Annotated in this window: 17 protein-coding genes and 1 pseudogene; 12 read left to right on the forward strand and 6 right to left on the reverse strand. The window is 54.6% G+C overall.

Going from position 1 to position 23,150, the window contains the following annotated elements; all coding sequences use genetic code 11:
* From PHP98_06945 to PHP98_06955, 3 genes are all read left to right on the forward strand, one after another.
* Positions 1–1,957, forward strand: a 1,957-nt coding sequence (locus PHP98_06945) for a hypothetical protein (protein MDD5483372.1), incomplete at its 5' end; no start/stop codon positions are given.
* A 66-nt stretch (positions 1,958–2,023) separates the two neighbouring features.
* Positions 2,024–4,399: an FAD-dependent oxidoreductase gene (locus PHP98_06950; protein ID MDD5483373.1), complete on the forward strand. Its 2,376-nt coding sequence runs from the start codon at positions 2,024–2,026 to the stop codon at positions 4,397–4,399.
* Positions 4,400–4,412: 13 nt separating this feature from the next.
* A complete protein-coding gene (locus PHP98_06955) occupies positions 4,413–5,774 on the forward strand; it encodes a GH1 family beta-glucosidase (protein ID MDD5483374.1) in 1,362 nt (453 codons plus the stop codon).
* 224 nt (positions 5,775–5,998) lie between these two features.
* Here PHP98_06955 and PHP98_06960 read toward each other — a convergent pair whose 3' ends face one another.
* Positions 5,999–6,322, reverse strand: coding sequence for a hypothetical protein (locus PHP98_06960; protein MDD5483375.1), 324 nt, complete (start codon positions 6,320–6,322; stop codon positions 5,999–6,001).
* Positions 6,323–6,331: 9 nt separating this feature from the next.
* Here PHP98_06960 and PHP98_06965 point away from each other — a divergent pair, with 9 nt between their 5' ends.
* Positions 6,332–8,119, forward strand: a complete 1,788-nt coding sequence (locus PHP98_06965; protein MDD5483376.1) for a glycoside hydrolase family 31 protein — start codon at positions 6,332–6,334, stop codon at positions 8,117–8,119.
* Positions 8,116–9,207 carry a uroporphyrinogen decarboxylase family protein gene (locus PHP98_06970; protein ID MDD5483377.1) on the forward strand — a complete coding sequence of 364 codons (1,092 nt, stop codon included), beginning with the start codon at positions 8,116–8,118 and terminating at the stop codon, positions 9,205–9,207. Before PHP98_06965 ends, PHP98_06970 begins: the two co-directional genes overlap by 4 nt.
* A gap of 47 nt (positions 9,208–9,254) precedes the next feature.
* Here the strand turns inward: PHP98_06970 and PHP98_06975 are convergent, their stop codons facing one another.
* Together PHP98_06975 and PHP98_06980 are read right to left on the reverse strand one after the other, a co-directional pair.
* Positions 9,255–10,268: a uroporphyrinogen decarboxylase family protein gene (locus PHP98_06975; GenBank protein ID MDD5483378.1), complete on the reverse strand. Its 1,014-nt coding sequence runs from the start codon at positions 10,266–10,268 to the stop codon at positions 9,255–9,257.
* Between the two features lie 96 nt (positions 10,269–10,364).
* Positions 10,365–11,486, reverse strand: coding sequence for a uroporphyrinogen decarboxylase family protein (locus PHP98_06980; GenBank protein ID MDD5483379.1), 1,122 nt, complete (start codon positions 11,484–11,486; stop codon positions 10,365–10,367).
* A 246-nt stretch (positions 11,487–11,732) separates the two neighbouring features.
* Between PHP98_06980 and queA the strand changes: the two genes are divergently transcribed.
* The 7 genes and pseudogenes from queA (at position 11,733) to PHP98_07015 (ending at position 19,288) form a co-directional block, all read left to right on the forward strand.
* Positions 11,733–12,782, forward strand: coding sequence for a tRNA preQ1(34) S-adenosylmethionine ribosyltransferase-isomerase QueA (gene queA / locus PHP98_06985; protein ID MDD5483380.1), 1,050 nt, complete (start codon positions 11,733–11,735; stop codon positions 12,780–12,782).
* A gap of 105 nt (positions 12,783–12,887) precedes the next feature.
* Positions 12,888–14,768, forward strand: a complete 1,881-nt coding sequence (locus PHP98_06990) for a homocysteine S-methyltransferase family protein (protein MDD5483381.1) — start codon at positions 12,888–12,890, stop codon at positions 14,766–14,768.
* Positions 14,769–15,015: 247 nt separating this feature from the next.
* The gene (locus PHP98_06995) at positions 15,016–16,062 is read left to right on the forward strand and encodes an alcohol dehydrogenase catalytic domain-containing protein (GenBank protein ID MDD5483382.1); all 1,047 of its coding nucleotides are present in this window, start codon (positions 15,016–15,018) and stop codon (positions 16,060–16,062) included.
* Positions 16,063–16,175: 113 nt separating this feature from the next.
* Positions 16,176–16,958, forward strand: a complete 783-nt coding sequence (gene srlD, locus PHP98_07000) for a sorbitol-6-phosphate dehydrogenase (protein ID MDD5483383.1) — start codon at positions 16,176–16,178, stop codon at positions 16,956–16,958.
* Between the two features lies 1 nt (position 16,959).
* A complete protein-coding gene (locus PHP98_07005) occupies positions 16,960–18,468 on the forward strand; it encodes a rhamnulokinase (GenBank protein ID MDD5483384.1) in 1,509 nt (502 codons plus the stop codon).
* A 405-nt stretch (positions 18,469–18,873) separates the two neighbouring features.
* A pseudogene (locus PHP98_07010) lies at positions 18,874–19,098 on the forward strand (DUF4258 domain-containing protein).
* On the forward strand, positions 19,088–19,288 hold the full coding sequence (locus PHP98_07015; GenBank protein MDD5483385.1) for a DUF2283 domain-containing protein: 201 nt from the start codon (positions 19,088–19,090) through the stop codon (positions 19,286–19,288). Before PHP98_07010 ends, PHP98_07015 begins: the two are co-directional and overlap by 11 nt.
* Before the next feature lie 287 nt (positions 19,289–19,575).
* Here PHP98_07015 and PHP98_07020 read toward each other — a convergent pair whose 3' ends face one another.
* From PHP98_07020 to cls, 3 genes are all read right to left on the reverse strand, one after another.
* On the reverse strand, positions 19,576–20,691 hold the full coding sequence (locus PHP98_07020) for an Ldh family oxidoreductase (protein MDD5483386.1): 1,116 nt from the start codon (positions 20,689–20,691) through the stop codon (positions 19,576–19,578).
* Positions 20,692–20,717: 26 nt separating this feature from the next.
* Positions 20,718–21,488, reverse strand: a complete 771-nt coding sequence (gene xth / locus PHP98_07025) for an exodeoxyribonuclease III (GenBank protein ID MDD5483387.1) — start codon at positions 21,486–21,488, stop codon at positions 20,718–20,720.
* 137 nt (positions 21,489–21,625) lie between these two features.
* Positions 21,626–23,134, reverse strand: a complete 1,509-nt coding sequence (cls, locus tag PHP98_07030; GenBank protein MDD5483388.1) for a cardiolipin synthase — start codon at positions 23,132–23,134, stop codon at positions 21,626–21,628.
* Positions 23,135–23,150 lie beyond the last annotated feature (16 nt).

Raw genomic sequence — 23,150 nt, forward strand, 5'->3', positions numbered from 1 at the left:
AGCCTTTATGAACGAGAGGGAACCGGCGTCCTTTGTCATCAACAATTTTACGCCGGAGCCGAAAACATTCCGGGTTATTTTAAGGCGTTTGACGGGGCAAGGCGCGCCCGGTTTTTTTATTGATCCGGAAAGGATGGAAATAAGGGAAGGCCTTTTTGTCGGGCCTCAGAGTCAGCCGGTTATCTCCGACGCCTTGCCGCTTTTGAACGAGTCCCGGGCCGTCAGCGTGGCGCCGGGGCAGGCCCGGGAAATCTGGTTGAGCATAAACACACAGGGAATCCCGCCGGGTGTTTATGAAGGTGATTTTTACGTTGTGGACACCCTGGGCATGGCGGCTTTTAAAAAGAAACTCCAGGTGGAAGTATTCCCCGTCTGTTTGCCGGATAAAAAGCCATGTGAAATAAATTATTTTCCACACTGGGGCAGCGGCCATCCCAGCACCATCAGGCGGGACAGGCTGGAAACGTATGTCAGGGATTTGTCCGAGCATTACTGCACGATGGCCTGGGTGCAGGGCTGGATATTGCCTTTCCCGTCGTTTGATTCGCAAGGAACAGTCAGGGAAATGCTGGATTCGCGGGCGTTGCCGTATTTTGATGATTTCATGCTGCTCTACAAGAAGTATGGGATAAAGCCGATTCTTTATTTCGGGAGCAAGCTGGTTGGTTTTTTCGCTCCCGAATGCGAAGAGACGGCGGCCGAATGGTTGAAAACCTTTGTCGCGCACATGCAAGGCATGGGACTTGGTTACGATGATTTCTATTTTCAGTTGCTTGATGAGCCGTTCCCCAAGCATGCCGACATATTGGCTGACGCAGCCGCCTTTGTCAAAAAAACAGATCCGAACGTGAAAATATTCACAACATGCGGAGGGGCCACCACGCTGGAGGTTGTGAAAAGGGTCGCGGACAATATGGATGCTTGGAGTCCTTACGGGCCGTACGGAAACAGTCTCCTGTATAATGAGGAGGCCATGAAGGTTATGCGGAAACCGGGAAGAAAAATATTATTCTATAACAATAAAATAAGCAATAAGCATGCTTCTCCCCTGGAAGTTGTCCGGAAAAGCGCGTGGGCGATCAGGCGTTATAAAACGGACGGCGGCGGTTTCTGGGGATACGAGGGCATGTACGTCCCTTGGAAAGAAAAATGGTTCCCCAATTCTGGATATAATGATTTTTCGGACCAGTACAGCTGGTGGGTCGGGGATCATGGAGCGGTTGCCTATCACGATATAAGATGGCGAACGGGGCCGGTGCCGTCGCGGAGATGGGAGATATGGCGCGATGGGATAGAAGATTATACCGCCATTTATCTGCTGGAGGAAAGCATACGGAAAGCGAAGGAGAAAGGCGTAGACACTGTCTCTGCCAAAGCCATCCTGGATGAATTTGACAACAAGGTCATGGATGACGGCAATCCGGATGCCATATATGATTTCCGTCCCCGCTTGGCAAAGGCGCTGGTTGACTTGAACAAGCATGTTGATTTCGGGGAAATGACGCCGACCGCAAGGATGGAAGGAAAGTCGGTCATGATTGAATGGCGGGCAAACTTTCCGGTTCAGGGAACGGTATATTATCAACGGGAAAATCCTTTCCTGAGTTTTTCGGAAGATAAGCCGGATGCGCAAAAAGGAAGATTTGATTTTGACCGGCAGGTATTCGCGGCATGGGTTGAGGTCTGGCAGTGGAAAAAAACCGAAAGGGCGTCCCCGACCGTGCAAATCAAGCTGGATAACCTGGAACCCGGGGTTTACACGTTTTGCTGTTCGTCGGCGGATGATTTTGGGACGGTAAGATTTGATGATAACAAGGGGCAAAACTACCGGTTTGCCGTCAATGCTGTCTCTGGCCGGGGCAGCCGGAACGGCAAAGACGGCCGGGGCGCTTTTTTCAAAAATCAGTTTGAGAGGTTGTCGGCGGGATTTTTGCGCTTTTTCAGGCGGTTGTTTTGAGTTGAAAAATCAGGAGAGTTTTTTTGAGCCGCAGGCCTGGACTGCTTCGGGACGGAGCAACGAATCATGGAAAAATTATCGTATGATTTTGTGGTGGTTGGAGGGGGATTGGCGGGAGTATGCGCGGCGCTTGCCGCCGCCCGGCAGGGCGTCAAAACGGCCTTAGTCCAGGATCGTCCGGTCCTGGGCGGAAACTCGTCAAGTGAGGTCCGGGTATGTCCGCTTGGTTCGGCCGAGTATAACGCCTGGACGCGGGAAACCGGGATAGTCGGGGAGTTGATGCACGAAGTGGTCAGCCGCAGCCACGAGCCGTTTAGTATAACCAACAGTATTTATGATCTGACGCTCGATGCGGCGGTAAAAAATGAAAAAAACCTGGATTTATACTGCAATACGGTTGTTTATAATGTTGAAGTTGAGCCGTTGGGGCGGGAGCAGTCGCCCTATCAACGCCGTATTGTCGCTGTGCATGGACACGAGCTTGCTTCAGAGCGGGAATTGATTTTTTACGCCAAACATTTCGCCGATTGCACGGGAGACGCCACGGTCGGGGCGCTGGCGGGCGCCGAGTTCCGTTATGGCCGCGAAGGCCGGGGCGAATTCAACGAGCCGCTGGCGCCGTTAAAACCCGATTCGCAAACAATGGGCAGCACTCTGTATTTTTACGCCCGCAAGACGGAACGCCCGATTGAATTTGTTCCGCCGCCGGACGCCATCCTTTATAGGACCCAGGCTGAAATCGGCGCGTATCGCCCGCTATACAAACTTGCGCATTCCGACGACTATCTCGGATATTGGTGGATTGAAATCGGCGCGCCGTATCATCAGATCAATGACATGCAGAAAGTGCGCGCCGAACTGTTGAAACATCTTTTCGGAGTTTGGAATTATATCAAGAATTACGGGCCGGAAAAAGAGGCGGCGCAAAATTACGCGCTGGAATGGGTCGGCGCGGTGCCCGGCAAGCGCGAATCGCGGCGGCTGGCGGGGGATATTATCCTGACGGAGCATGACTGCCATCAGGACCGGCAATGGCCGGATCGCGTTGCCTACGCCGGCTGGTTTATTGATGTGCACATTATGGGCGGCATCTTGAACAAGGCCGAGCACCCGGAACCATCCTCCGGGGACAAGAATTACAAGGGCTGGGCGAACGTTGCGCCGTTTTCCCTGCCCCTCAGGGCGTTATACAGCCGTAATGTCGCCAATCTCTGGATGGCGGGCCGCAATATCAGCGTTACTCATGTGGCCTTGGGGCCGGTCAGGGTCATGCTGACGACGGCCATGCAAGGCCAGGCGGTCGGCACGGCGGCCGTTTACGCCATTGCGCATGATTTGTCGCCCCGCCAAACCGCGGCCCCGGCCAAAAATCATGTTGCCGTCATTCAGCAGCAGTTGTTAAAAGATGATGCGCATGTGATGGGGATCAGGAACAGCGATGGGCGCGATCTTGCCCTTTCGGCGCGGGCTTATGCGGCCGGCGAATCGCCGTTCAAGATGGACGATTTGATTCCCGGTGAATATATTCCGCTGGACAATGCTTTGGCGGTGGTGGCGCCGCTTACGCACGATCACGTCAACAACGTTGATTTTTATCTTAAAAACACGAACGCGCAGTCCGTGGAACTTGGCATGGCATTGCAGCAGCTTGAGACAATCTGGCAAAAGGAGCCGGGGCTTGTAGTCCGGGAAACTTCAATAAAAGTCCCGGCAAATTCAGAGGGATGGGTTAGGGCAAAACTGGATGCGCGGATAATCCCCGGCAAGCCGCATCGCATTATTTTGAAGGCATTTCCGGGAGTGCGCTGGGCAAGAACCATTAATTTGCCGGCCGGCGTTGCGTGCGAGTATTTACAGGTTTCACCCGGAGGATGCGAGCCGCAGAACCGTCTTTTAAACCGATTCCAGCCGCACGAGACGGAACTGCCGGCCTATGAATTCTGGCGGCAGGATACCGGCCGTCACCGCGATGGCGGCGCGTTGGCTGTGCGCATTGATCCCCAGCCTGAGCCTTATCAGGCTCGGAACGTGAACAACGGCTGGGGCTGGCCTTATGGAATGCCGAACCTCTGGATTTCCGGCGTCCCGATGCCCCAAGCGCTTGAGCTCCGATTTGACAAGCCGCGGAAATTTAACGTCATTCTGGTCTCGTTTGATACTTGTCTTAGAAAGCCGTATCATTGCATGCCGCCATTCTGGAAAGCTGGACAATGCGCCAGGGACTGGGCATTGTCCGTCAAACTTGGCGGGGAATGGAAAGTGGTTTACGAGGAAAAAGGCAATTATCAACGCCGCCGGAAGGCGGTCTTTGACGCTGTAACCTCGGATGCTTTAAGGTTGACCGTGTTCGCCGTTGGCGGCGATGCGAAAAATGACCCGCTGGGACAAAAGACGCCGGTCGGCGTGTATGAGATTCGCGTCTATAATGAAGAAAATCAATAATAGGGAAGATACCATGAGTTTTCCGAAGGATTTTATCTGGGGTGTGGCGGCGGCAAGTTACCAGGTTGAAGGAGCCGCGTTTGAAGACGGCAAGGGGCTTTCCGTCTGGGACATGATGTGCCGCTGGCGCGATAAAATCTGGGAAGGCAATAACGGAAAGACGGCCTGCGATCATTACCATCGTTATTGCGAAGATGCGAAGCTTATGGGCCGGCTCGGCGTGCGCGCCTATCGCTTCTCCATATCCTGGCCGCGCGTGATTCCCTTTGGAACCGGCCGCGTGAATCCGAAAGGACTGGCCTTTTATGATCGCCTGGTGGATGTTCTGCTGGCGAACAATGTGCAACCGTGGGTGACGCTTTTTCACTGGGATTATCCGTATGAACTCTTCTGTCGGGGCGGATGGTTGAACCCGGACAGTCCTGCATGGTTTGCTGAATACACGCAAGCCGTGGTTGACAGGCTTTCCGACCGCGTAACGCATTGGATAACACAAAACGAGCCGCAGTGCTATATCGGGTCCGGGCATCAAAGCGGCGTGCACGCGCCCGGTTTGCAATTGGATTTTCCGGAGGTATTGCGCTGCGGCCATCATTCGCTGCTGGCGCACGGCAAGGCGGTGCAGGTCATCAGGGCGCGGGCAAAACAAAAGCCGGTAATTGGAGCGGCCCTGGTGGGAACGCTGAAAGTGCCGGCCAGCTCCGGCAGAGCCGATGTAAATGCGGCCCGCCGCGCTACCTTCTCGGTTACCGCGAAAAACTGCTGGAGCAACACCTGGTGGTCGGACCCCATGATTCTGGGGCGGTATCCGGCCGACGGGCTGAAACTGTTTGCTCATGATATGCCGCGGATAGGGACGCATGACCTGAAAACAATATGTCAGCCGCTGGACTTCTACGGAATCAACATTTACGGCGCTCAAACCGTCCGGGCAAAACGCAACGGCGGATGGGAAAATATGCCGGGACAGGATGGGCCTCCGTTGACAACAATGGCCTGGCGCATCGCGCCGGACGCTTTGTATTGGGGACCGCGCTTTTTCCACGAGCGATACAAGCTGCCGATTGTGGTTACGGAAAACGGGATGGCAAATTGCGACTGGGTGCATAAGGATGGCCGCGTGCCCGATCCGCAAAGGATAGATTTTATCCGCAGTTACCTCCTTGAATATCGCCGCGCCATCAAGGACGGCGTGAAAGGCATCGGTTATTTTCATTGGTCCGTCATGGATAATTTTGAATGGGCGCACGGCTATCGGCAGCGGTTCGGACTGGTGTACGTGGACTATAAAACCGGCAGGCGGATTCCCAAGGACTCGGCTTGGTGGTACCGGGAAGTCATGGAAACAAACGGCGCGCGCCTTGAAGTCCAATAATCATAGGAAGTGTCATGTTTAAACATCAATTAATGAAAACAGGCTTGGAAATCGAAACCGACAACAAGCTAAAGGTCAGGATTTTGTTCTTGGACAAAGGAATAACCAGGGTTAGCTGCGCGAATTCCGGCGATGATTATCTCCTTCCGGCAATGAACAAATACGGTTTTATAAGGGAGAGTGCCGGGGGATCCGGTTTTAAAGTGGAGGAAGATGACAATGTGTTAAAGGGCATCGCCGCGGATATAATTGTCGAAATTGTCAAAAATCCGTTTTCCATCAATTTCCTCGATTCCAATGGGAATCTCCTTGCCGGCACCAGCCCCGGGAACGGTTTTCAAATTTCCAAAAGCGGCGGCTATAAGGTCAACATGAATCTTGGGGCGGATGAGCGATTTTTTGGATTTGGCGATCAAAACCGGGAAAAAATGGAACATCGCGGCAGTAAGGCAATCATGTGGATCAGAAACGTTGTAAATTACATACCGATTCCTTTTTTCCTGAGCACCAATGGTTACGCGTTCCTGGTCAATACCACATGGAAGCATTATTTTGACATGGGAGCGTCGGATAATCAGAAGTATTACTGGAAGGCCATGGGCGGCATGCCCGATTTTTATTTTATTCCCGGCCCTGACTTTTCATCCCTTCTTGATCGTTACACTGATTTGACTGGCAAGCCGCCTCTGCCGCCGCTTTGGTCTTTCGGCTTATGGTTCCTCTGCAGGATGTATGCGGACGACCGGGAAGTGGTGGACAACGCCCTGCAGTTCCGTGACCGGCAAATACCCTGCGATGTCATTGGGTTGGAACCAGGCTGGATGAAGGCGTTTTACGACTTGTCAACTAAAAAGGAATGGCATCCGGAAAGATTTCGAATTCCCCCCTGGTCGCTGAAAGGAGGCCGAACATTTATATCCGCCCTGAAGCGGCTTGGCTTCAAATTCGGGCTCTGGGAGGGAAACAATTATGATTTAAGCTATGAGGCTGAAAGAAAAATAAAATTATCCGGTTTAAACAACCCGGCCATACCGGACACGGCTTTCAATGCGCCGGAGCAGGACGAAGCGGAATTTCCCCTGATGCCGCACGCCCCGGCCTTCAGGTATGAGCACAAACTGGACCAGTTGACCATACCGGAGGAACCATGGTTTGAGCATCATAAGAAATTTATTGAGATGGGCGTGGATTTCTTCAAGCAGGACGGCTGCGAACAGACCCACGAACACCCGGACAGATTATACGCCAACGGCATGAGCGACCTGGAAATGCACAATCTCTATCCGCTCTTATACGTGCAGCAGATGCATGAAGGCTTTAAGGAATATACCAAAAAAAGGCCGGTTTGTTTTACGCCCAACGGCTGGGCCGGCCTGCAGCGGTATACTGGAACTTGGGCGGGTGATACCGGCGGCGGTCCAAAATCCCTGATTGCCAGTTTGAATCTGGCATTCTGCGCGCAAACTTATACAACTTGTGATATGAATGTCTTCACGCCGGAAGGAATTCACTTCGGCTTTCTGCAACCCTGGTCGCAGGTAAATAGTTTCGGCACATGGTCGCATCCCTGGTTGTTGGGCGAAAAGCTTGGGGCTATTTTCAAATTCTATGCCCAACTGCGCTACCAGCTTATTCCCTATATCTACAGTTATGCCTATCAGTCCCTTAAAACCGGAATGCCGATTATACGGCCCATGCCCTTGGCTTTTCCGCAGGATAAAAACACTTTTGGCCTGTTGAATCAGTACATGCTTGGTCATGAATTATTGGTGGGCGCTTTTACCGACAAAATATACCTGCCGGATGGAAAATGGCTGGATTATTGGAGCGGGAAACAATATACCGGCGGAACAACGGTGGCCTGCAACATTCCGACGGACAGGGGCGGGGCATTGTTTGTCCGCGCCGGCGCCGTCATCCCCATGGTTGAGCGTATGGAATGCGTCGGCCGGCGGCCGTGGGTAAACATGATGCTTGATGTTTATCCAGGCGCTGACAGCTGTTTCTTGCTGTATGAAGACGACGGCGTGAGCCTTGAATATGAAAACGGACGCTTTGCCACGACAGAAATCAAAACAAGGCAACAAAACGATACTCTGCATGTTGACATAAGGCCGCGGACGGGGGGTTTTGCCGATATGCCGACCGCCAGAAATTATCTTCTTAAAATCCATGTTTCCGCTCCGCCTGAAAATATCAGGTTGAATCAAAGCGCATTGGCTGGTCCAAGCGCGGCGGTTGGTTTCAAGGATCAAGGCTGGTGTTTTGACGAGGAAAACAAAATGCTTTGGATTGCCTTGCGGGAAAACAAGACAACAAAAAACGAAATACGGATTGCCTTATGAGCGCTGTAAACCTTTCATATCGGGAAAACTTTTTCCGCGCCATGCGGCGCCGGGATCCGGAATTTGTGCCTTTTACATATGTTTTCACCGGCGCCTTGGTCGCGAAACTTCGGCAGGAAACCGGCCGGGCGGATATTGAACGGTCTTTGGAAAGCAGGTTTTATCATGCCAGGAATGGCCTCAGGAAGGTCGTGGCGGAACCGACGAAAAACATGAATGACTATTCAAAATACTATTCGGGCAGAAATCTTTCCGCGGATGCAATCGTCAGCGAATGGGGGGTAGCGCATCAGCCGGACGGTTATATGCACTGTGAATCGCCGCTGGCCGATATTTCCGGCATCCATGATATTGAAAATTATCCTGCGCCGGATTTGGGCCGCCCTTATCGCTGGCAGAATAAAAAAGCGGAGGTTGACGCCCTCCATGCCGGGGGTTTTATCGTCAAGGGAGATACCATCTCAACATATGAAACCGCGCGTTCGCTCAGGGGGCCGGAGAATTTCCTTGTTGATATTTATGAAAACCGGCTGTGGTGCGAGGCCTTGATTGAGAAAATTTTCAACGTAAACATGGAAAGGATCGAAAATATGGTGCCAACAGGAATCGATGTTCTCTTCCTCGGCGACGATGTGGGCGCCCAGCAGAGCATGATGTTTGCGCCGCAAATCTGGCGGGATTTGTTTAAGCCCCGATTCAGGTCATATATCGCGCTCGCGAAGAAAATAAACCCTGAAATCCTGGTGTTTTATCACAGTGACGGCAATATTTTTGATATTATTCCGGACTTGATTGAAATCGGCCTTGACATTTTGAATCCGGTCCAGCCGGAATGCATGGATCCGCTTTTGGTTAAAAAAGAATTCGGGAAGCATTTGTCCTTCTGGGGAACTATCGGCACGCAGACCACCATGCCGTTCGGCTCCGTCGCGGATGTAAAGGGCGCGGCCAAAAAGATGATCGCCGAAGTGGGACGCGGCGGCGGCCTGTGTCTTGCCCCCACGCACGTGCTTGAGCCGGACGTTCCCCTGAAAAACATCAAAGCCCTGATCGAAGCAGTTGAAGAATACGGCAAGGCGTACCGGTAACGCAAACCTGACCTGCATTTTTCCCGATACCGGGGCAAGCGCGCCTTTCAGGTTTTGAATCCAGGCTGTTCATGGACGGTATCAATGAAGGCCAGCATGTTTTCCAGCGGCACGTCGCCCTCAACCGCGTGCGCCGGGGCGAGGATGTAGCCGCCCGCGCGCCCCAGTTCCAACAGGCGGAGCGTTTCGCGTTTAACGTCATCCGCGGTGCCATAGGGGAGCGTCTTCTGGGTTGAGAGCCCGCCGAAAAACGAAAGTTTTCCACGGTATTTGGCGATCAGCGCGGCTGTGTCCATGACCTCGGGCTGGAAAGGATTGAAACAATTCAGCCCGATGGCAATGAGGTCGTCAAATAATTCATCCACGTCGCCGCAGGAATGGATGGTAACGTATTTCCCGGCCCTGTGCGCCTCGCCGTACATCCGTTTCAATTCCGGGAAAATGAATTCCCGCCAGATTTCCGGCCCCATCTGCAGGCCGCGCTGTTGTCCCCAGTCGTCGCCGAAATGAACGGCATCAATGTCATGTTTGACGGCTTCACGGATTTGGGCGATGTTGAAGTCGGCGATTGCTCTGAAAAGTTCGCGCGCGAAGTCGGGATGGTCGTAAAAATCCATCATCAGGTTTTCCATGCCGCGCAAAGTCCAGGCGCGCTCGTAAAGCGAGAATCCGATGGCGAATTCAAGGAAACAATCCTTGTGTTTTTCAATTTCAGCGGGCAATGCCGCAAAAAACCGCTTGTCCAGCGGGTCCGGAAATTCATACCCCTGCAGGGTCGGTTCCGGCAGAACGTGCCCCTTGACCACGCCGATATCCTTGTCCACGCTCCGGTCCCACACCACTCCAAACATGTCCCGCACGCATCCCCCGCCGACATTTTCAAGCCGGTCGCCGATGCCCCCCATGAATATGTGATTGTGCAGGCCGGCCTTCGTCGCGGCGGCGGACCCGAAATAACCGATAAGTTTTTCCCAGGCTTCACGGGTGAAGCCGAATGACCAGGGAACATAAGGCGGCCGTTTTCCGTCAAGCACACAGCGGACTGCTTCGCGTTTTGTCATTTTTGATCTCCTAAAACATTTACCGCAGAGACGCAAAGGTTGCAGAGATAAAACTCCGCGTACTCCGCGCCTAGCGAAGCGGGCGGTGAATTATTCCTATTTTATTCCGAACATTTTTTCCTTGAGATCCAGATAATACAGGTAATCTTCCGGCTTGACGTCCGGCGGGCAGCGGTGGTCGCAGAAAGGGATGTAGCCGCCGCGCTCAACGAGCGGCGCCAGGGTTTCCAGGTAGGCTTTTATGGCTTTTGGCCCTTTGCCCAGTTGAATTTTGTCCACCCCGCCCATGATCCTTAAATCCCGGCCGTATTCGTTCAATAATTCGGCGGGATGAGCGCACCCGTTGACTTCAAACGGAAAAAGACAGTTGATTCCGCCTTCAAGCAGGTAAGGCAGGATCGGCCGCACGTCGCCGTCGCAGTCGGTGTACCAGAGATCAATGCCGTGGGCATGGAGTTTGCCGCTGACGCGCTTGTAGCGCGGCATGACAACGTTTTTGAAGAAATCAACCGAAACAATCGGGCCGTTCTTGAAACAGATGTCCTCCCAGCCGGAGGCGAAATCAAAATCAATTTTGCCGAGGACCTGGTCCAGGAAATCCTCCACCAGCACGCAGGCGGTTTCCACCATATCCTCCACCATCTCCGGATAATCATAAACGGCGTAAGCCAGGCCTTCAAAGGTCAGCATGTCGCGGATTTTTCCGATCATTGAGCCGCAGGACACGCCGAGCGGATATGCGCGCGCGGGCGGATGCTGTTTTTGCAGAAGGGCGACATCCACCCTCCGTTCCGGATCGTCGCGGCGCAAGCGTTCGGCCTTGCATTTTTTCCAGTCGTCCGGAGTAATAATGGAGGCTTTGACGTAATGCGGGATGGAGCTTTGCCCGTCTTTACGCACTTCGGCCAGCAGTCCGTCGCCGTTCATCATGATCAGGGTGTCCTCTGTTTCCCGGACAACCTTGCTTTCAAACGGCGGGGAGAGCCAGACCTTGCCGTCAACGCCCTTGATTTTGTCAAAATTGAAGAAAATATCCGCTTCCCCGTTATTGGTCACATGGTTTTCAACAAACATCGGCCAGAGGGTGAAATTTTCATTCCAATAGCCGAATTCCATGTTGAAACAGCGGTCCGTTTTCCGGTAATGCATCTGGTTGTTGAACCGCTCGCGGTCGCTCATGGCGCCTTTCCATTTTTTTCGGCAGGGCTGGATGGTCATAATTGTATCCTTTTCGCTGATTCTGCTTTTAAGCAGTTTTTTAAGAAATATAACCGTTTTACGAAGAACTTTTCCGGTTCAGCCGGAGACTTCCGGCTGGCCGCCGGCGCGTCCGCCGGGCCGTATTTCCGAAAATAGTAATTATCAGGGCGGGTAAAACAAGCTTATTTTGCTTGTATCCGGAGCCGGATCAATATAATCGCCGTTTATTCGCGCAAAATCCCTTGTCTTGCCCTTGTTGCCAACATGCTGACGAAAGATTTTGATTATCATCTGCCGCCGGAATTGATCGCCCAGCGGCCCGCGCCACGGCGTGAACTTTCACGGCTCATGCTCGTCCGCCGCGCCGGGGGCGAAATTCTTCATTATCGCGCCTCCGATCTGCCGAGTCTGCTCCGGGCCGGCGACCTCATGGTTTTGAACGATACCCGCGTTATCCCGGCCAGGATTTTCGGCAGGAAAAGGAAAACCGGCGGAAAGGCGGAAATCCTTTTCATTGAAGAGCGCGAAAAAAACACATGGGAGGTTCTCCTGCATTCGTCCGGCCGGTCCGCTCCGGGCGATATCCTTCTGCTGGCCGGCGATAAAATGGAAGCGTGCGTAAAATCAACCGGCGCCCGCGGCCGCGCCTTGCTGGAACTGCGCGGCGATCATGATCTTATGAAAATCCTTGAAGAAGAAGGCTTGCCGCCCTTGCCGCCTTATATCAAGCGGACAAAGAACGAGTCCGCTTTCCAGCGGCAGTTGGACCGCGAGCGCTATCAGACGGTCTACGCCAAAACGCCCGGCGCCATTGCCGCGCCGACCGCGGGCCTGCATTTATCCAATGAATTGCTGGCTGCTCTTGAAAAAACCGGGGTGCAGCGCGCAAGCGTTACTTTGCACGTGGGGCCCGGCACCTTTGTGCCCGTCCGGAGCGAAAAAATCGCCGGGCATAAAATGGAATCGGAGCGTTTCATAATTTTACCGGAAGCGGCGGCGGCGGTAAACAATGCCCGGGCCGGCCGGCGGAGAATCGTGGCCGTCGGGACGACGGTCGTGCGCGCCCTTGAATCCGCGGCGGGTTCGGAGGAAATGATCGCGCCCGGCCGGGGCCGCACCGATATTTTTATTCATCCGCCCTATTGTTTCAAAATCGTCAGCGCGCTTCTCACCAATTTCCATCTGCCTCGTTCAACCCTGCTGATGCTGGTCAGCGCCTTTGCCGGCCGCGCATTAGTCCGCCGGGCCTATGAAATTGCCGTCAGGGAAAAATACCGCTTTTACAGTTATGGCGACTGCATGCTGATTGTATGAACGCCGCGGCCCGCGCAGTGTTTACAATCCGCCCGGAAAAGAATAATATCCCCGTTGTTTGCATTTGGCGGATAACTGACGGAATCAGGAAGGGCGTGAAGTCAAATGGAGTTGCGCTTAAAGGATCAGATTTACATCGGCGACGGCGCTCTCGGCACGCGCCTGCAGGAGCTTTCCGGCAAAACAACCATGCCGCCGGAAAGCGCCAACCTTGACGCCGCCGGACGGGAATTGGTGGGGCGGATTCACGAAAAATATATTGAAGCCGGAGCGCGGATAATAGAAACCAACACCTTTGCGGCCAATTTTCCGCGGCTGGAGCGGTTCGGACTGGGGAAAGAATGCGAACGCATCAACACGCTTGGCGCGGAGGTCGCCCGTTCCGCCGCCGCCGGACGCGCGCTGGTCGCGGGGTCGGTCGGCCCGCTGGACCTGGGCGTAACAACCGCCGGCGGAGGCGCGCGCTTGCTGGAAACGCATTTCCGTTCCCAGATGAAAGCCCTGAAAGCCGGCGGAGTGGATTTATTGATGCTGGAAACTTTTTCGTCGCCCAGCGAGGCGCGGGCAGCATTGCAGGCGGCCGGCGGGACGGATTTGCCCGTATTTTTTTCAATCGGCGGGCAGTCAATCGCGCGTCCCTATGCCCGCAAGTCGGTGCTGGAAATGATCGCCTTTGCGAATCGATTCAAGCCGGCCGTTTTCGGCGTCAATTGTTTGAGCCCTTACGATCTCGGAACGGTTCTTAAGCTCGCGGCGGATAACACCGACCTGCCCTTGCTGGCCTATCCGAACGCGGGCACGCCTTCCATTGAGCGCGGCCTCGTGCGGTACGACCTCCCGGCCGCAGCGCTCGTTGAGGAGGCCCGGAAATGGCTTGGGGCAGGCGTGGTGGTTTTTGGCGGATGCTGCGGAACCGGGCCGGAGCATATCCGGGCCTTGGCGGGCGCCTTTAAGGAAAAGACGCCCGGAGCTGTCCGTTCAGGCGCGGGGCAGGGCGTTTCCGCCGGGTTGCCGGGTGGGGCGCGGCCGGTTTGCGTTGAAAAAAAATTCGCGGGCGGAAGTTTTCCCCTTGATAATCCTGTTCGGGCCGTTTTGCATTCCGGCAAAAGGCCGTTGATTGCGGTGGAAGTGAGGGCGGCCCTCTCTCGGAATCTTGCCGCCACCGTGGCGGCCGTCAAACCGTTGGCCGATTGCGGCATTGATTTTTTTAACGTGCCCGACAATCCCGCCGCCAATCCGGCCCGCGACTGTATGGCCTGCGCTTTTCTGCTTCAGCAGAAATATAAAATTCCCGCCATCATTCATAAAGCGGCCACGCAGGCCAATGCCCTGCATGTTTCCTCCTATCTGCTCGGCGCGGCCGACCTCGGCATCCGGGGTGTGCTGGCGGTTACCGGCGACCCGCCCGGCGCCGGCGCCTTTGACCGTGTTGCAACCCGCGTGAACGACTTGCGCAGTTCCATTGAGCTTTTGCGGCTTATCGCTCTTTTGCGGGAGGGCGCCTTGGTCAACGGACAGTCCCTGCCTGAAAAAGTTGATTTGGCGGCCGGGTGCGCCTTCGCGCACGGCGGCAAGCTGAAAAGCCAGACCGCATGGCTCGCGCAGAAAGTTGAGGCCGGGGCCGAATTTGTCTTTACCCAGCCGGTTTTTGCGGCAGATGATTTTGGGCGGGTTGCCGAGGCGCTCGCAAAATTTACGCTGAAAAAATTTTTCGGCGTCATGCCGCTGCTTTCCCTCCGGCAGGCTGAATTCGTCCGTTCCGGCCGGATTCCCGGCATCACTGTTCCGCCGGAGGTGGTGGAGGAAATTGCGCGCTATCCGAAGCCGGAAGACCAGTTGAAGGCCGGCATGGGGTTGGCCCTTGCCCTTGTCGCCGGCCTGGCGCAATCATCCGACGGTATTTATCTGATCATGCCCTTTCATAAAAATTCGGTTGCGCTGACGGCGGACTTGGCCAGGGCGGCCGGGCGTAAACAGCGGTTTTGACGCGCCGCCGCCGCTCCGATGAAAAATCAAGTTCATGTTGCAATAAATCGCATTTTTGTTAATTTCCGTTTGTGTTTAGCGCGCGTGATATGCCCAAACCGTGTTTGACGAAACCCAAGGAAAAAGAAAGGACAAAGGCACAGAGTCGGAAAACGAAAGCAGGTGAAAATCTTTCCTGGGGCGGTTTTGGCCGTAATGGGTAAACTTTGTGCCGGCCCGCCTCTGCGGCTCTGGGTCTGGATTAAACATGAAAGCGGCTGTAATAAAAAAACCGGGAGTGATCGTCGTTGAAGAAGTGCCCGTCCCGAAGGTTGGGGCAGGGGAGGTGTTGCTTAAGGTAGAAGCCTGCGCGTTATGCGGTACCGACCAGCGGGTTTTGTCGGGTGAAAAACAGGTTGATGTGGCGATTGTCGGCCATGAAATCACCGGCATCGCGGTTGAAATCGGCGCCGGCGTGAATGGCGTTGTCAAGGGCGGCAAGTATGTGGTTCAGACCGTCATCGGGTGCGGCAAGTGCCCGATGTGCCGCCTCCATCGTGAAAATCTCTGCGAAAAAGGTTTCATCGCCATGGGCTACCAGTTCAACGGCGGATTCGCGGAATATATTTTAATGCCCGAAATAGCGGTCCGGCAGGGGTGTCTTATTCCCGTGCCTTTTGACTTGCCGTCCGATCAGGGAACGATTATTGAGCCTTTGAGCTGCTGCGTCAACGGAATGAAATATATTCCCATGGAAAATTGCGCGCACGCCGTTATTTTCGGCGGCGGGATTATCGGGGTCTTGAACGGGCTGGTGGCAAAAGCCCGCGGGGCAAGGGAAATAACGATTATGGATGTTTCCCAGCCGCGCCTTGATTTGTTGAAAAAAATCAAACTGCCGTTTGATAATCTGGTGAACAGCGGCCGGATAAGCCCGGCCGAGTGGGTGAAGGAAAAAACAGCCGGCCGCGGGGTTGACGCCGTGGTGGTGGCCGCCTCTGTCAAGGCGCTGGTTGCGGAGGGGATCGGGCTGCTTAAGCGCGGCGGCCATTTGTCAATTTTCGCCGGCATGCCCAAATCCGACCCGGTTGCGCCGATTGACCTGAACCGCATTCATTACCTTGAATTGAATCTGCACGGCGCCAACAGTTCCTCGCAGACCGAATATCTGGCTGCGCGCGACATGCTGGTTTCAGGCAGGATTAACGGGCGCGCGCTGGTAACCCATCGTTTCCCTCTCTCAAAATTTAACGAGGCCGTGCGCGCGCAAAGCGATCCGTCCTCCGGCGCATTGAAAGTGGTGGTGCTGCCATGACCGAAGCGAAGGCAAAAGGCGGAAGGCAGAAGGCAGAACCAAGAGATCAGAGGTCAGAGGTCGGCGGTCAGAAAGCAACGTCCGGTAAAATCGCAAATTTAACAAAGAGGGGCATGTTGACCGGAAAACGCGCCATTGTAACCGGCGCCGCGCAGGGCCTGGGCGAGGCGATTGCCTTAAGACTTTTGCGCGAAGGTTGCCGGGTTATCCTGGCCGATCTTCAGGAAAAGCAACTGCAAGCGACTGCGGCAAAATTAAAGCCGGCCTATGGCGAACTTGTCAGTTCTAAACGCTGCGATGTGACCGGCGAGTCCGAAGTGGAGTCCCTGGTCGGTCTGGCTGATGATCTGTGGCAGGGGCTGGATGTTTTCGTGGCCAACGCCGGCATCCTGGTCTCCGGGGCCTTGGCCGAATTTGACGCCGCCAAATGGCGGAAGGTGATAGAGGTGAACCTTGTCGGCCAGATGCTCTGCATGAAACACGCCTTGAAACTCATGGCCCGCGGCGGAAACGGCTCCTTTATCCAGATTAACTCCAAGTCCGGAAAAAAAGGCTCCTATAAAAACTCCGCCTACGCCGCCTCCAAGTTCGGCGCCATCGGCCTGCTTCAGAGCGCCGCTTTGGAAATGGCTGAAAAAGGAGTGCGGGTCAACGCGGTCTGCCCGGGCAATTTGCTTGATTCGCCCCTGTGGACCGGCAGCCTTTTCAGGCAATACGCCGTCAATCAGGGCATCAGCGAGCAGGAAGTCCGGCAGAAATACATTGACCAGGTTCCCATGCGGCGGCCCTGCGTGTACGACGATGTCTGCAATGTGGTTGTTTTCCTGGCCTCGGATCAGTCGTCATACATGACCGGCCAGGCCGTCAATGTTACCGGCGGACAGGAAATGCGTTAGCATGAACCCCAAACGTTGTTTCGCGGTTGATCTCGGCGCCTCCGGCGGCAAATGCTTCGCCGCCGAGTTCAGGAAAAAATCCTTCGTCATGAAGGAGATTCATCGTTTTTCCTACGAGCCCGTTTCATTCTTTATTCCCGGGAAATCAGGCGCTCCCGAAGAACGCATGTATTGGGATGATACTTTTATCCACGCCAATATCATTGAAGGATTGCGCGTTTACCGGCGGGAATTTGCTTCTGCGCTGGATTCAATCGGCATTGACGCATGGGGGGCCGACGGCGTTTTTATAACCCCGAAAGGCGATCTGCTCGGCAAAATGTACGCTTACCGCGACCACCGGCTGGACACGATGATCACGCGGCTCAAGCGGCGCATTTCCGCCGATGATATTTATAAAATCACCGGCATTCATTTTCAGCCGTTCAATGTCAGTAACCAGATTCTCTGGTTTGCGCAAAACCGCGCCGATTTGCTGGCATCCGCCTGCCGGTTTGTCCCCGCTCCCTCGCTTTTTTATTATTTTCTGTGCGGCCGGGTGCAAGTTGATTCAACATGGGCCAGCATAACCCAGCTCATGGATGCCGGAAAGAAAAAGTGGAGCGGGACAATTCTGGCCAGGCTTGGGATTCCGCGCGAAGTGATGCCGGAGATTGTCAAGCCGGGCGCAACAATCGGGAAATTGCATGCTTCCATCGCCCGGGCGGCGGGGCTTAAATCCGCGAAAATGATCGCGGTCGGCTCGCACGATACCGCCAGCGCGTTCGCCGCCGCGCCGGTTGACAATCCGGGCGAAGCGCTCATTATCAGTTCCGGAACCTGGTCGCTGGTCGGAAAACTTGTTCCGGAACCGATTACAACCCCGGAAGCTTACTCCGCTAACTTGAGCAATGAAGGCGGCATAGGCAACGTCCGTCTTCTGAAAAACTGCATGGGCGGCTGGCTGGTGCATGAATTGCGCCGCGGCTGGCGCGACCGGGAAGGACAGGAAATGGCGTGGACGGAAATTTACCGGCAGGCCGGGGATGCGAAGCCATTTTCCGCGTTTATTGATCCGGATGACAAATCCTTTTACAACCCGCCCGATATGGAAAAAGCGATCAGTGATTATTGCCGGCGCACACGTCAAACAATGCCGGCAACGCGCGGCGGAATTCTGCGCCTGGTGTATGAAAGCCTGGCGTTCAAATACCGGAGCATCAGCGACGACATTTCCCGGATTGCCGGCCAGTCCACGAAAATCGTGCATATTGTCGGCGGCGGCAGCCGCAATGAACTTTTGAATCAGTTCACGGCCAACGCCGTCGGCGCGCCGGTGAGCGCGGGGCCGGTGGAAGCGACGGCGGTCGGGAATCTGATGGTTCAGGCGCTCGGGCTGGCGGTGATTAAGTCATTGCATGATGCTTTGCCGATTATCAAGAAGGCGTTTCCAATCAAGATTTATCATCCGCGGGATACGGGGGCGTGGGAACAAGCCTTTCGGCAGTTTCAGCGTTTTATCAGGTCGTGACTATTGACTTTGTCTTTATCCATAAAATCTCCCGTATTGCAAAAGGACAAAGTCAGTTTGTCCTTTTCGGTTCCGCCGCGCAGGCGTAAAAAGACAAAATCTCGCTTCTCTTCAACCTGATGCATTCGGGCAGGATGTTCACAAGGAAACAATCAGACAGATCCAGTTATCCGAACCTGACTTCACAAGAGCAAAGATACAGACTTGGATGGAATTAGGAAAACTCTATGCACCGCACCGGTCCATTTTTGATCAACTTTGTACGGAAGATAGACTGACAGCCAACAAAGCGTCGGAGGCTATCGGCGCGCCTCATCCTCAACGCTGACGTTGGAAGCATGAGATAAAGATGACATTTGGTCCGGGGTATGATATATTTTTCGCATGTAAGACACGGTTCATTTCAGAAACATGCTGAACGAACGCGGGATCAGGCTTGAATGGGCTGATCGAACCGTGCATGAGCCGGACCAAGTTGAAAATCATGATGACGGTACTCGGCATTTTACGAAACGGATACCGGAGTTTGAAAACCGATGGCTCAGAGTTATCGTAAATACAACAACGATGCCGGAAAAACGTATCACGGCATTCTTTGATCGTCGGTTGAGGAGGGAACATGAGAATTAAAATTGACAAGGATAGTGATGCGCTTTATTTCCGGCTTGATGAGAGCCGGATAGTGGAATCTGAAGAAATTCAGCCAGGCGTAATACTGGACTATGACAAAGATAACAGGGTCATAGGTGTAGAGTTTCTTGGCATCTCGCATCGGGCGACCAGGGAAGAATTATCCTCATTGCAGTTTCAAACTGCATAAAACGAAAGCTTCCAACCAAGCCTTTCAGCGTACGGCCGCAAAGCCGTCCGCCGCTGAAGGCCGCCGTTCGGTGGATGGACAAAAGAAACAAACAAAGGTATTCTTCAAATCCGTGCGGCGGCGTCCGACCGGCTACACCGAAGAACTGGTTACCGTATGAAGCGTAAAGGACTGCTCCGGCACATACGCGAGCATGGTTGTGTCTTTATTTGCCTTCTTCGTGGTTTCCGTCTTCGCCAAGGCTACGCCGGACAAGTCGCTGGCTGTTCAGCCTTATAAATTCCCCATTATTCAAAAGAGAATTTATATTGAGTGAGGCCAAGTTCATTCCGCATGATAATCATTTCATTTTGCAGAGTCTTCGGGACCGGCACGCCCCGGTCTTTGCGTTCCAGCCAGGCCATGTGCTCTTTCTCGCCGGCGGTGTAAATCCGTTCCGCGCCGGGCATTTTTCTGGAGGCGCGCAGTTCACGGCAGATATTGCCGGCGGTCTTTTTGAATTCGTCCAGCGCGGTAAAAGCCTTGATGTCAATGGCGATGAAAAAATGTCCCAGGCGGTAGGGCGACTTGCGGCCGTTTTCAAAGCCGAGCAGCATTTTCAAGTATGCGCCGCCCTGCAGGGCCGCCGAAAGAATTTCCACCACGGCCGCGTAACCGTAGCCCTTGTAACCGGCGGTTTCCTCGCCGATGCCGCCGAGCGGCACGAGCGCGCAGGCCCCCTTGACTAGGTCTTTCAGGACTTGGCTCGTGTCGGTGCGGGTGCGGCCGTTTTCGTCAATAACCCATCCGGGGGGAAGCTCCCGGCCGGCGCGCTCATAGACTTCTATCTTTCCGCGCTGTGAAACAGAAGTTGCGCAGTCCAGGACAAAGGGGAAATCCTCGTCGGTCGGCATGCCGAAAACCAGCGGATTGGTGCCGAGCATGTTTTCCACGCCGAAGGTGGGGGCGATGGAAGGCCGCGCGTTGGTGCCGGTTATGCCGATCATGCCGGCTTCAACCGCCATGAGGGCGTAATAACAGCAGGCGCCGTAGTGGGTTGAATTCCGCGCCGCCACCATTCCCAGGCCGTATTTAGCCGCCTTTTCAATTGCCATTTGCATGGAGCGCCGGGCGATCACCATGCCCATGCCGTTGTGTCCGTCCACGACGGCGGTAGCCGGCGCTTCCCGCACGATTTCAAAGCCGGTCCGTGCGGATTGAATTCCGTCCCGGATGCGGTCGTAGTAAATGGTTTTCAGGCGGCCGATGCCGTGCGAGTCAATGCCGCGCTTGTCGGCGGTGATCAGGACGTCGGCGCAGATTTTTGCCTCGTCGTCCGGAACGCCTAAACCCTTGAAAACATCGGCCATGAAGTTTTTCATTTCGTCAAAACTTATCCAGACGGCGGAATCATTGTCAGGCATTTTTTTATTCCTTTCCGGCATGGTGATCAGGCGAACTCCGCCGCCATGATTGTATGGTCCGAGCATCTCGGCTCAAGGCGCGGTTTGAGGTCAATGTAGCAATTCCGGGATCTGGCGGCCAATGGCGCCGTGGCGAGAATATGGTCAACCCTCCAGCCCATTTTGCGCGCCACGGCATTCGGCGTGCGGTAATCATAATAGGAATACTGTCCGGGTTCCGGATGGTGCTTGCGGAAAACATCCAGAAAACCCCATGCTTTTGTCTCCGCGAACGCTTCCCGGACGGCTTTATGGTAACAGACGTGGTTTTCCTGCAGGGGGGCGTTATAAATATCAATCGCTTCCGGGGCGATGTTTAGGTCTCCGACCCAGACGATCTTGTCGCGGGGGGTGAATTTCTTTCCGAAAAAATTACGCAGTCTTTTGAACCATTCCAGCTTGTATTGATACATTGCGTTTTCAATCTCCCGCCCCTGGGGCACGTAAGTGTTGACGACGTAAAAGGCGCCGATTTTTGCCGCGAGCAGGCGGCTTGCATCCGCGGGAAGACCGTCGTCAAATCCGAAATGGAATTCCGCAGGTTTGGCGCGGCTGGCCACGGCCACGCCGTTGTAGGATTTTTCGCCGCGGAAGACGATCCGGTATCCGGCCTCAATAAACGCTTGAACCGGAAATTCATGGTCCTGAACCTTGGTTTCCTGCATGCAGAAGATGTCCGGCTTGTTATCGTTCAGCCAGTTGATGACAACCGGAAGGCGGGCGCGGATGGAATTGACGTTGAACGTGGCGATTTTCACAACTGCTTTTTTTATATTGAAATCTCTCCCCTCTTGCAATCTTAAATTAAAAAAACGTGTTTGCTGAATCCCGCCTGGCCATGGAAATATGCGCCGCCGCAAACGCCGGCGTTTGCGGCGGAAGATTCGGCGGAGAGTCAGAGCACGGGCGTCATCAGGTAAAATGTGTTTTCAAGCATTTTGCGCGCCAGCGGCCGCCGGCGCCATTGGTCGGGATCAATTTCAACGCTTTGGGCGAAGTCGGCCCGGACGATCGCGCGCAAACTCCGGACGAATGCATCGTCAAAAACGAGCAGGTTGGATTCATAGTTCAAACGCAGGCTGCGCATGTCCATATTCGCGCTGCCGACCAGCGCCAGCTTGCTGTCCGCCACGAGCGCTTTGGCATGCATGAACGGCGGTTCACGCTCAAAAATCCGGACTCCGTCCCCCAGCAATTCCTCGTAGAGCGCCTTGCCCGCCAGGCCGGTGTAAAGGTGGTTGTTTTTCCTGGGGAAAAGCAGGCGGACGTCAACGCCGCGCAGGGCGGCGGATTTGAGCGCCTGCAGAATATCCGGGCTGGGGGCGAAATACGGCATTATCAGCAGTAATTCCCGGCGCGACCAGTTGATGCACTCAAAAAAAACTTTTTTTATCGCCTCCATTTCCTCGGGGGTCGGGCCGCTGTTGACGATCCGCGCCAGCGCCGTTCCGGGCGAAGACGGGCGCGGAAAATGATCCGCCTCTAAAAGCGTCCGCGCGTTTTCTTCGGTCACAAAATACCAGTCGCTTAAAAATGAATATTGCAGCTCCTGCACAACCGGCCCCTGAATCATGAAATGATAGTCGCGGATGGACTTCTCGGACCCGGCGGCGATATTGTCGGCCCTCAGATTGATCCCGCCGGTGAATGCCGCCCTGCCGTCCACGACCATAATTTTCCGGTGGTTGCGAAGATTGATCTGGAAGGGTCGTTTCAGCGGGTTGGCTTGTGTCCATCCGCTGATTTGCATGTTTTTCCGCCGGACGTAACGTTCCAGCAGACCGCCGACCACCGCGGCGGTGGAACCGAAACGGTCAAACAGGAAACGGACTTTCACTCCTTCTTCCGCCCTGGCGGCGAGCGCCTCCATGAATTGCCGTCCGGTTTCGTCGTTGCCGATAATAAAGGTCTGCAGGTGGATATGGCGGCGGGCGTTGTTGATGGCCTGCAGCATGGCGGGGTAGGCTTGCGCGCCGTCCACCAGCGGGACGATTGTATTCCCGGCTAAAAGGGGAGTTTCCGGAAGAATCCGGTCAAGCGTGCGGTTCAAATAAAGTATGTCGTTTTTGTCCGGCCCGGCGGACAAGGTTTCGCGCGCGGAACACAGAGCCGCGGCCGATATGGAAACGTTGTTGCGGGCACGCCGTTCGCTCTGCAGATGGCGGTCGGTTTCATGTTTGCGCAAGGCCTTGCGCGGCACGCGGTTTATACCGAAAAAAAGGTAAAACAGGGGGCCGATGACGGGAAACGCCCATGCCGTAAAAATCCACAACAGGGTTGAAGCGGATTCCCGCCTGGTTTTCAGGCAGTTGTAACAGACCAGCAGGAAGGCGCTTATGTGCAGGGAGATATCAACCGGAAGCCATGATAAAATTTCGCGCCAGGCGCCAGCGTTTGTGATCATACCCGTATTTATGCGT

The organism is Kiritimatiellia bacterium (assembly GCA_028715905.1).
Taxonomy (GTDB): domain Bacteria; phylum Verrucomicrobiota; class Kiritimatiellia; order JAAZAB01; family JAAZAB01; genus JAQUQV01.

Coding starts and splice junctions, on each gene's coding strand:
- PHP98_06995 (MDD5483382.1), top strand. CDS start 15,016: ATGAAAGCGGCTGTAATAAAAAAACCGGGAGTGATCGTCGTTGAAGAA.
- queA (MDD5483380.1), top strand. CDS start 11,733: ATGCTGACGAAAGATTTTGATTATCATCTGCCGCCGGAATTGATCGCC.
- PHP98_06970 (MDD5483377.1), top strand. CDS start 8,116: ATGAGCGCTGTAAACCTTTCATATCGGGAAAACTTTTTCCGCGCCATG.
- PHP98_06975 (MDD5483378.1), bottom strand. CDS start 10,268: ATGACAAAACGCGAAGCAGTCCGCTGTGTGCTTGACGGAAAACGGCCG.
- PHP98_06965 (MDD5483376.1), top strand. CDS start 6,332: ATGGGAGCGTCGGATAATCAGAAGTATTACTGGAAGGCCATGGGCGGC.
- PHP98_06980 (MDD5483379.1), bottom strand. CDS start 11,486: ATGACCATCCAGCCCTGCCGAAAAAAATGGAAAGGCGCCATGAGCGAC.
- srlD (MDD5483383.1), top strand. CDS start 16,176: ATGTTGACCGGAAAACGCGCCATTGTAACCGGCGCCGCGCAGGGCCTG.
- PHP98_06955 (MDD5483374.1), top strand. CDS start 4,413: ATGAGTTTTCCGAAGGATTTTATCTGGGGTGTGGCGGCGGCAAGTTAC.
- PHP98_07015 (MDD5483385.1), top strand. CDS start 19,088: ATGAGAATTAAAATTGACAAGGATAGTGATGCGCTTTATTTCCGGCTT.
- PHP98_07020 (MDD5483386.1), bottom strand. CDS start 20,691: ATGCCTGACAATGATTCCGCCGTCTGGATAAGTTTTGACGAAATGAAA.
- PHP98_06960 (MDD5483375.1), bottom strand. CDS start 6,322: ATGCTTCCATGTGGTATTGACCAGGAACGCGTAACCATTGGTGCTCAG.
- PHP98_06950 (MDD5483373.1), top strand. CDS start 2,024: ATGGAAAAATTATCGTATGATTTTGTGGTGGTTGGAGGGGGATTGGCG.
- PHP98_06990 (MDD5483381.1), top strand. CDS start 12,888: ATGGAGTTGCGCTTAAAGGATCAGATTTACATCGGCGACGGCGCTCTC.
- PHP98_07005 (MDD5483384.1), top strand. CDS start 16,960: ATGAACCCCAAACGTTGTTTCGCGGTTGATCTCGGCGCCTCCGGCGGC.
- cls (MDD5483388.1), bottom strand. CDS start 23,134: ATGATCACAAACGCTGGCGCCTGGCGCGAAATTTTATCATGGCTTCCG.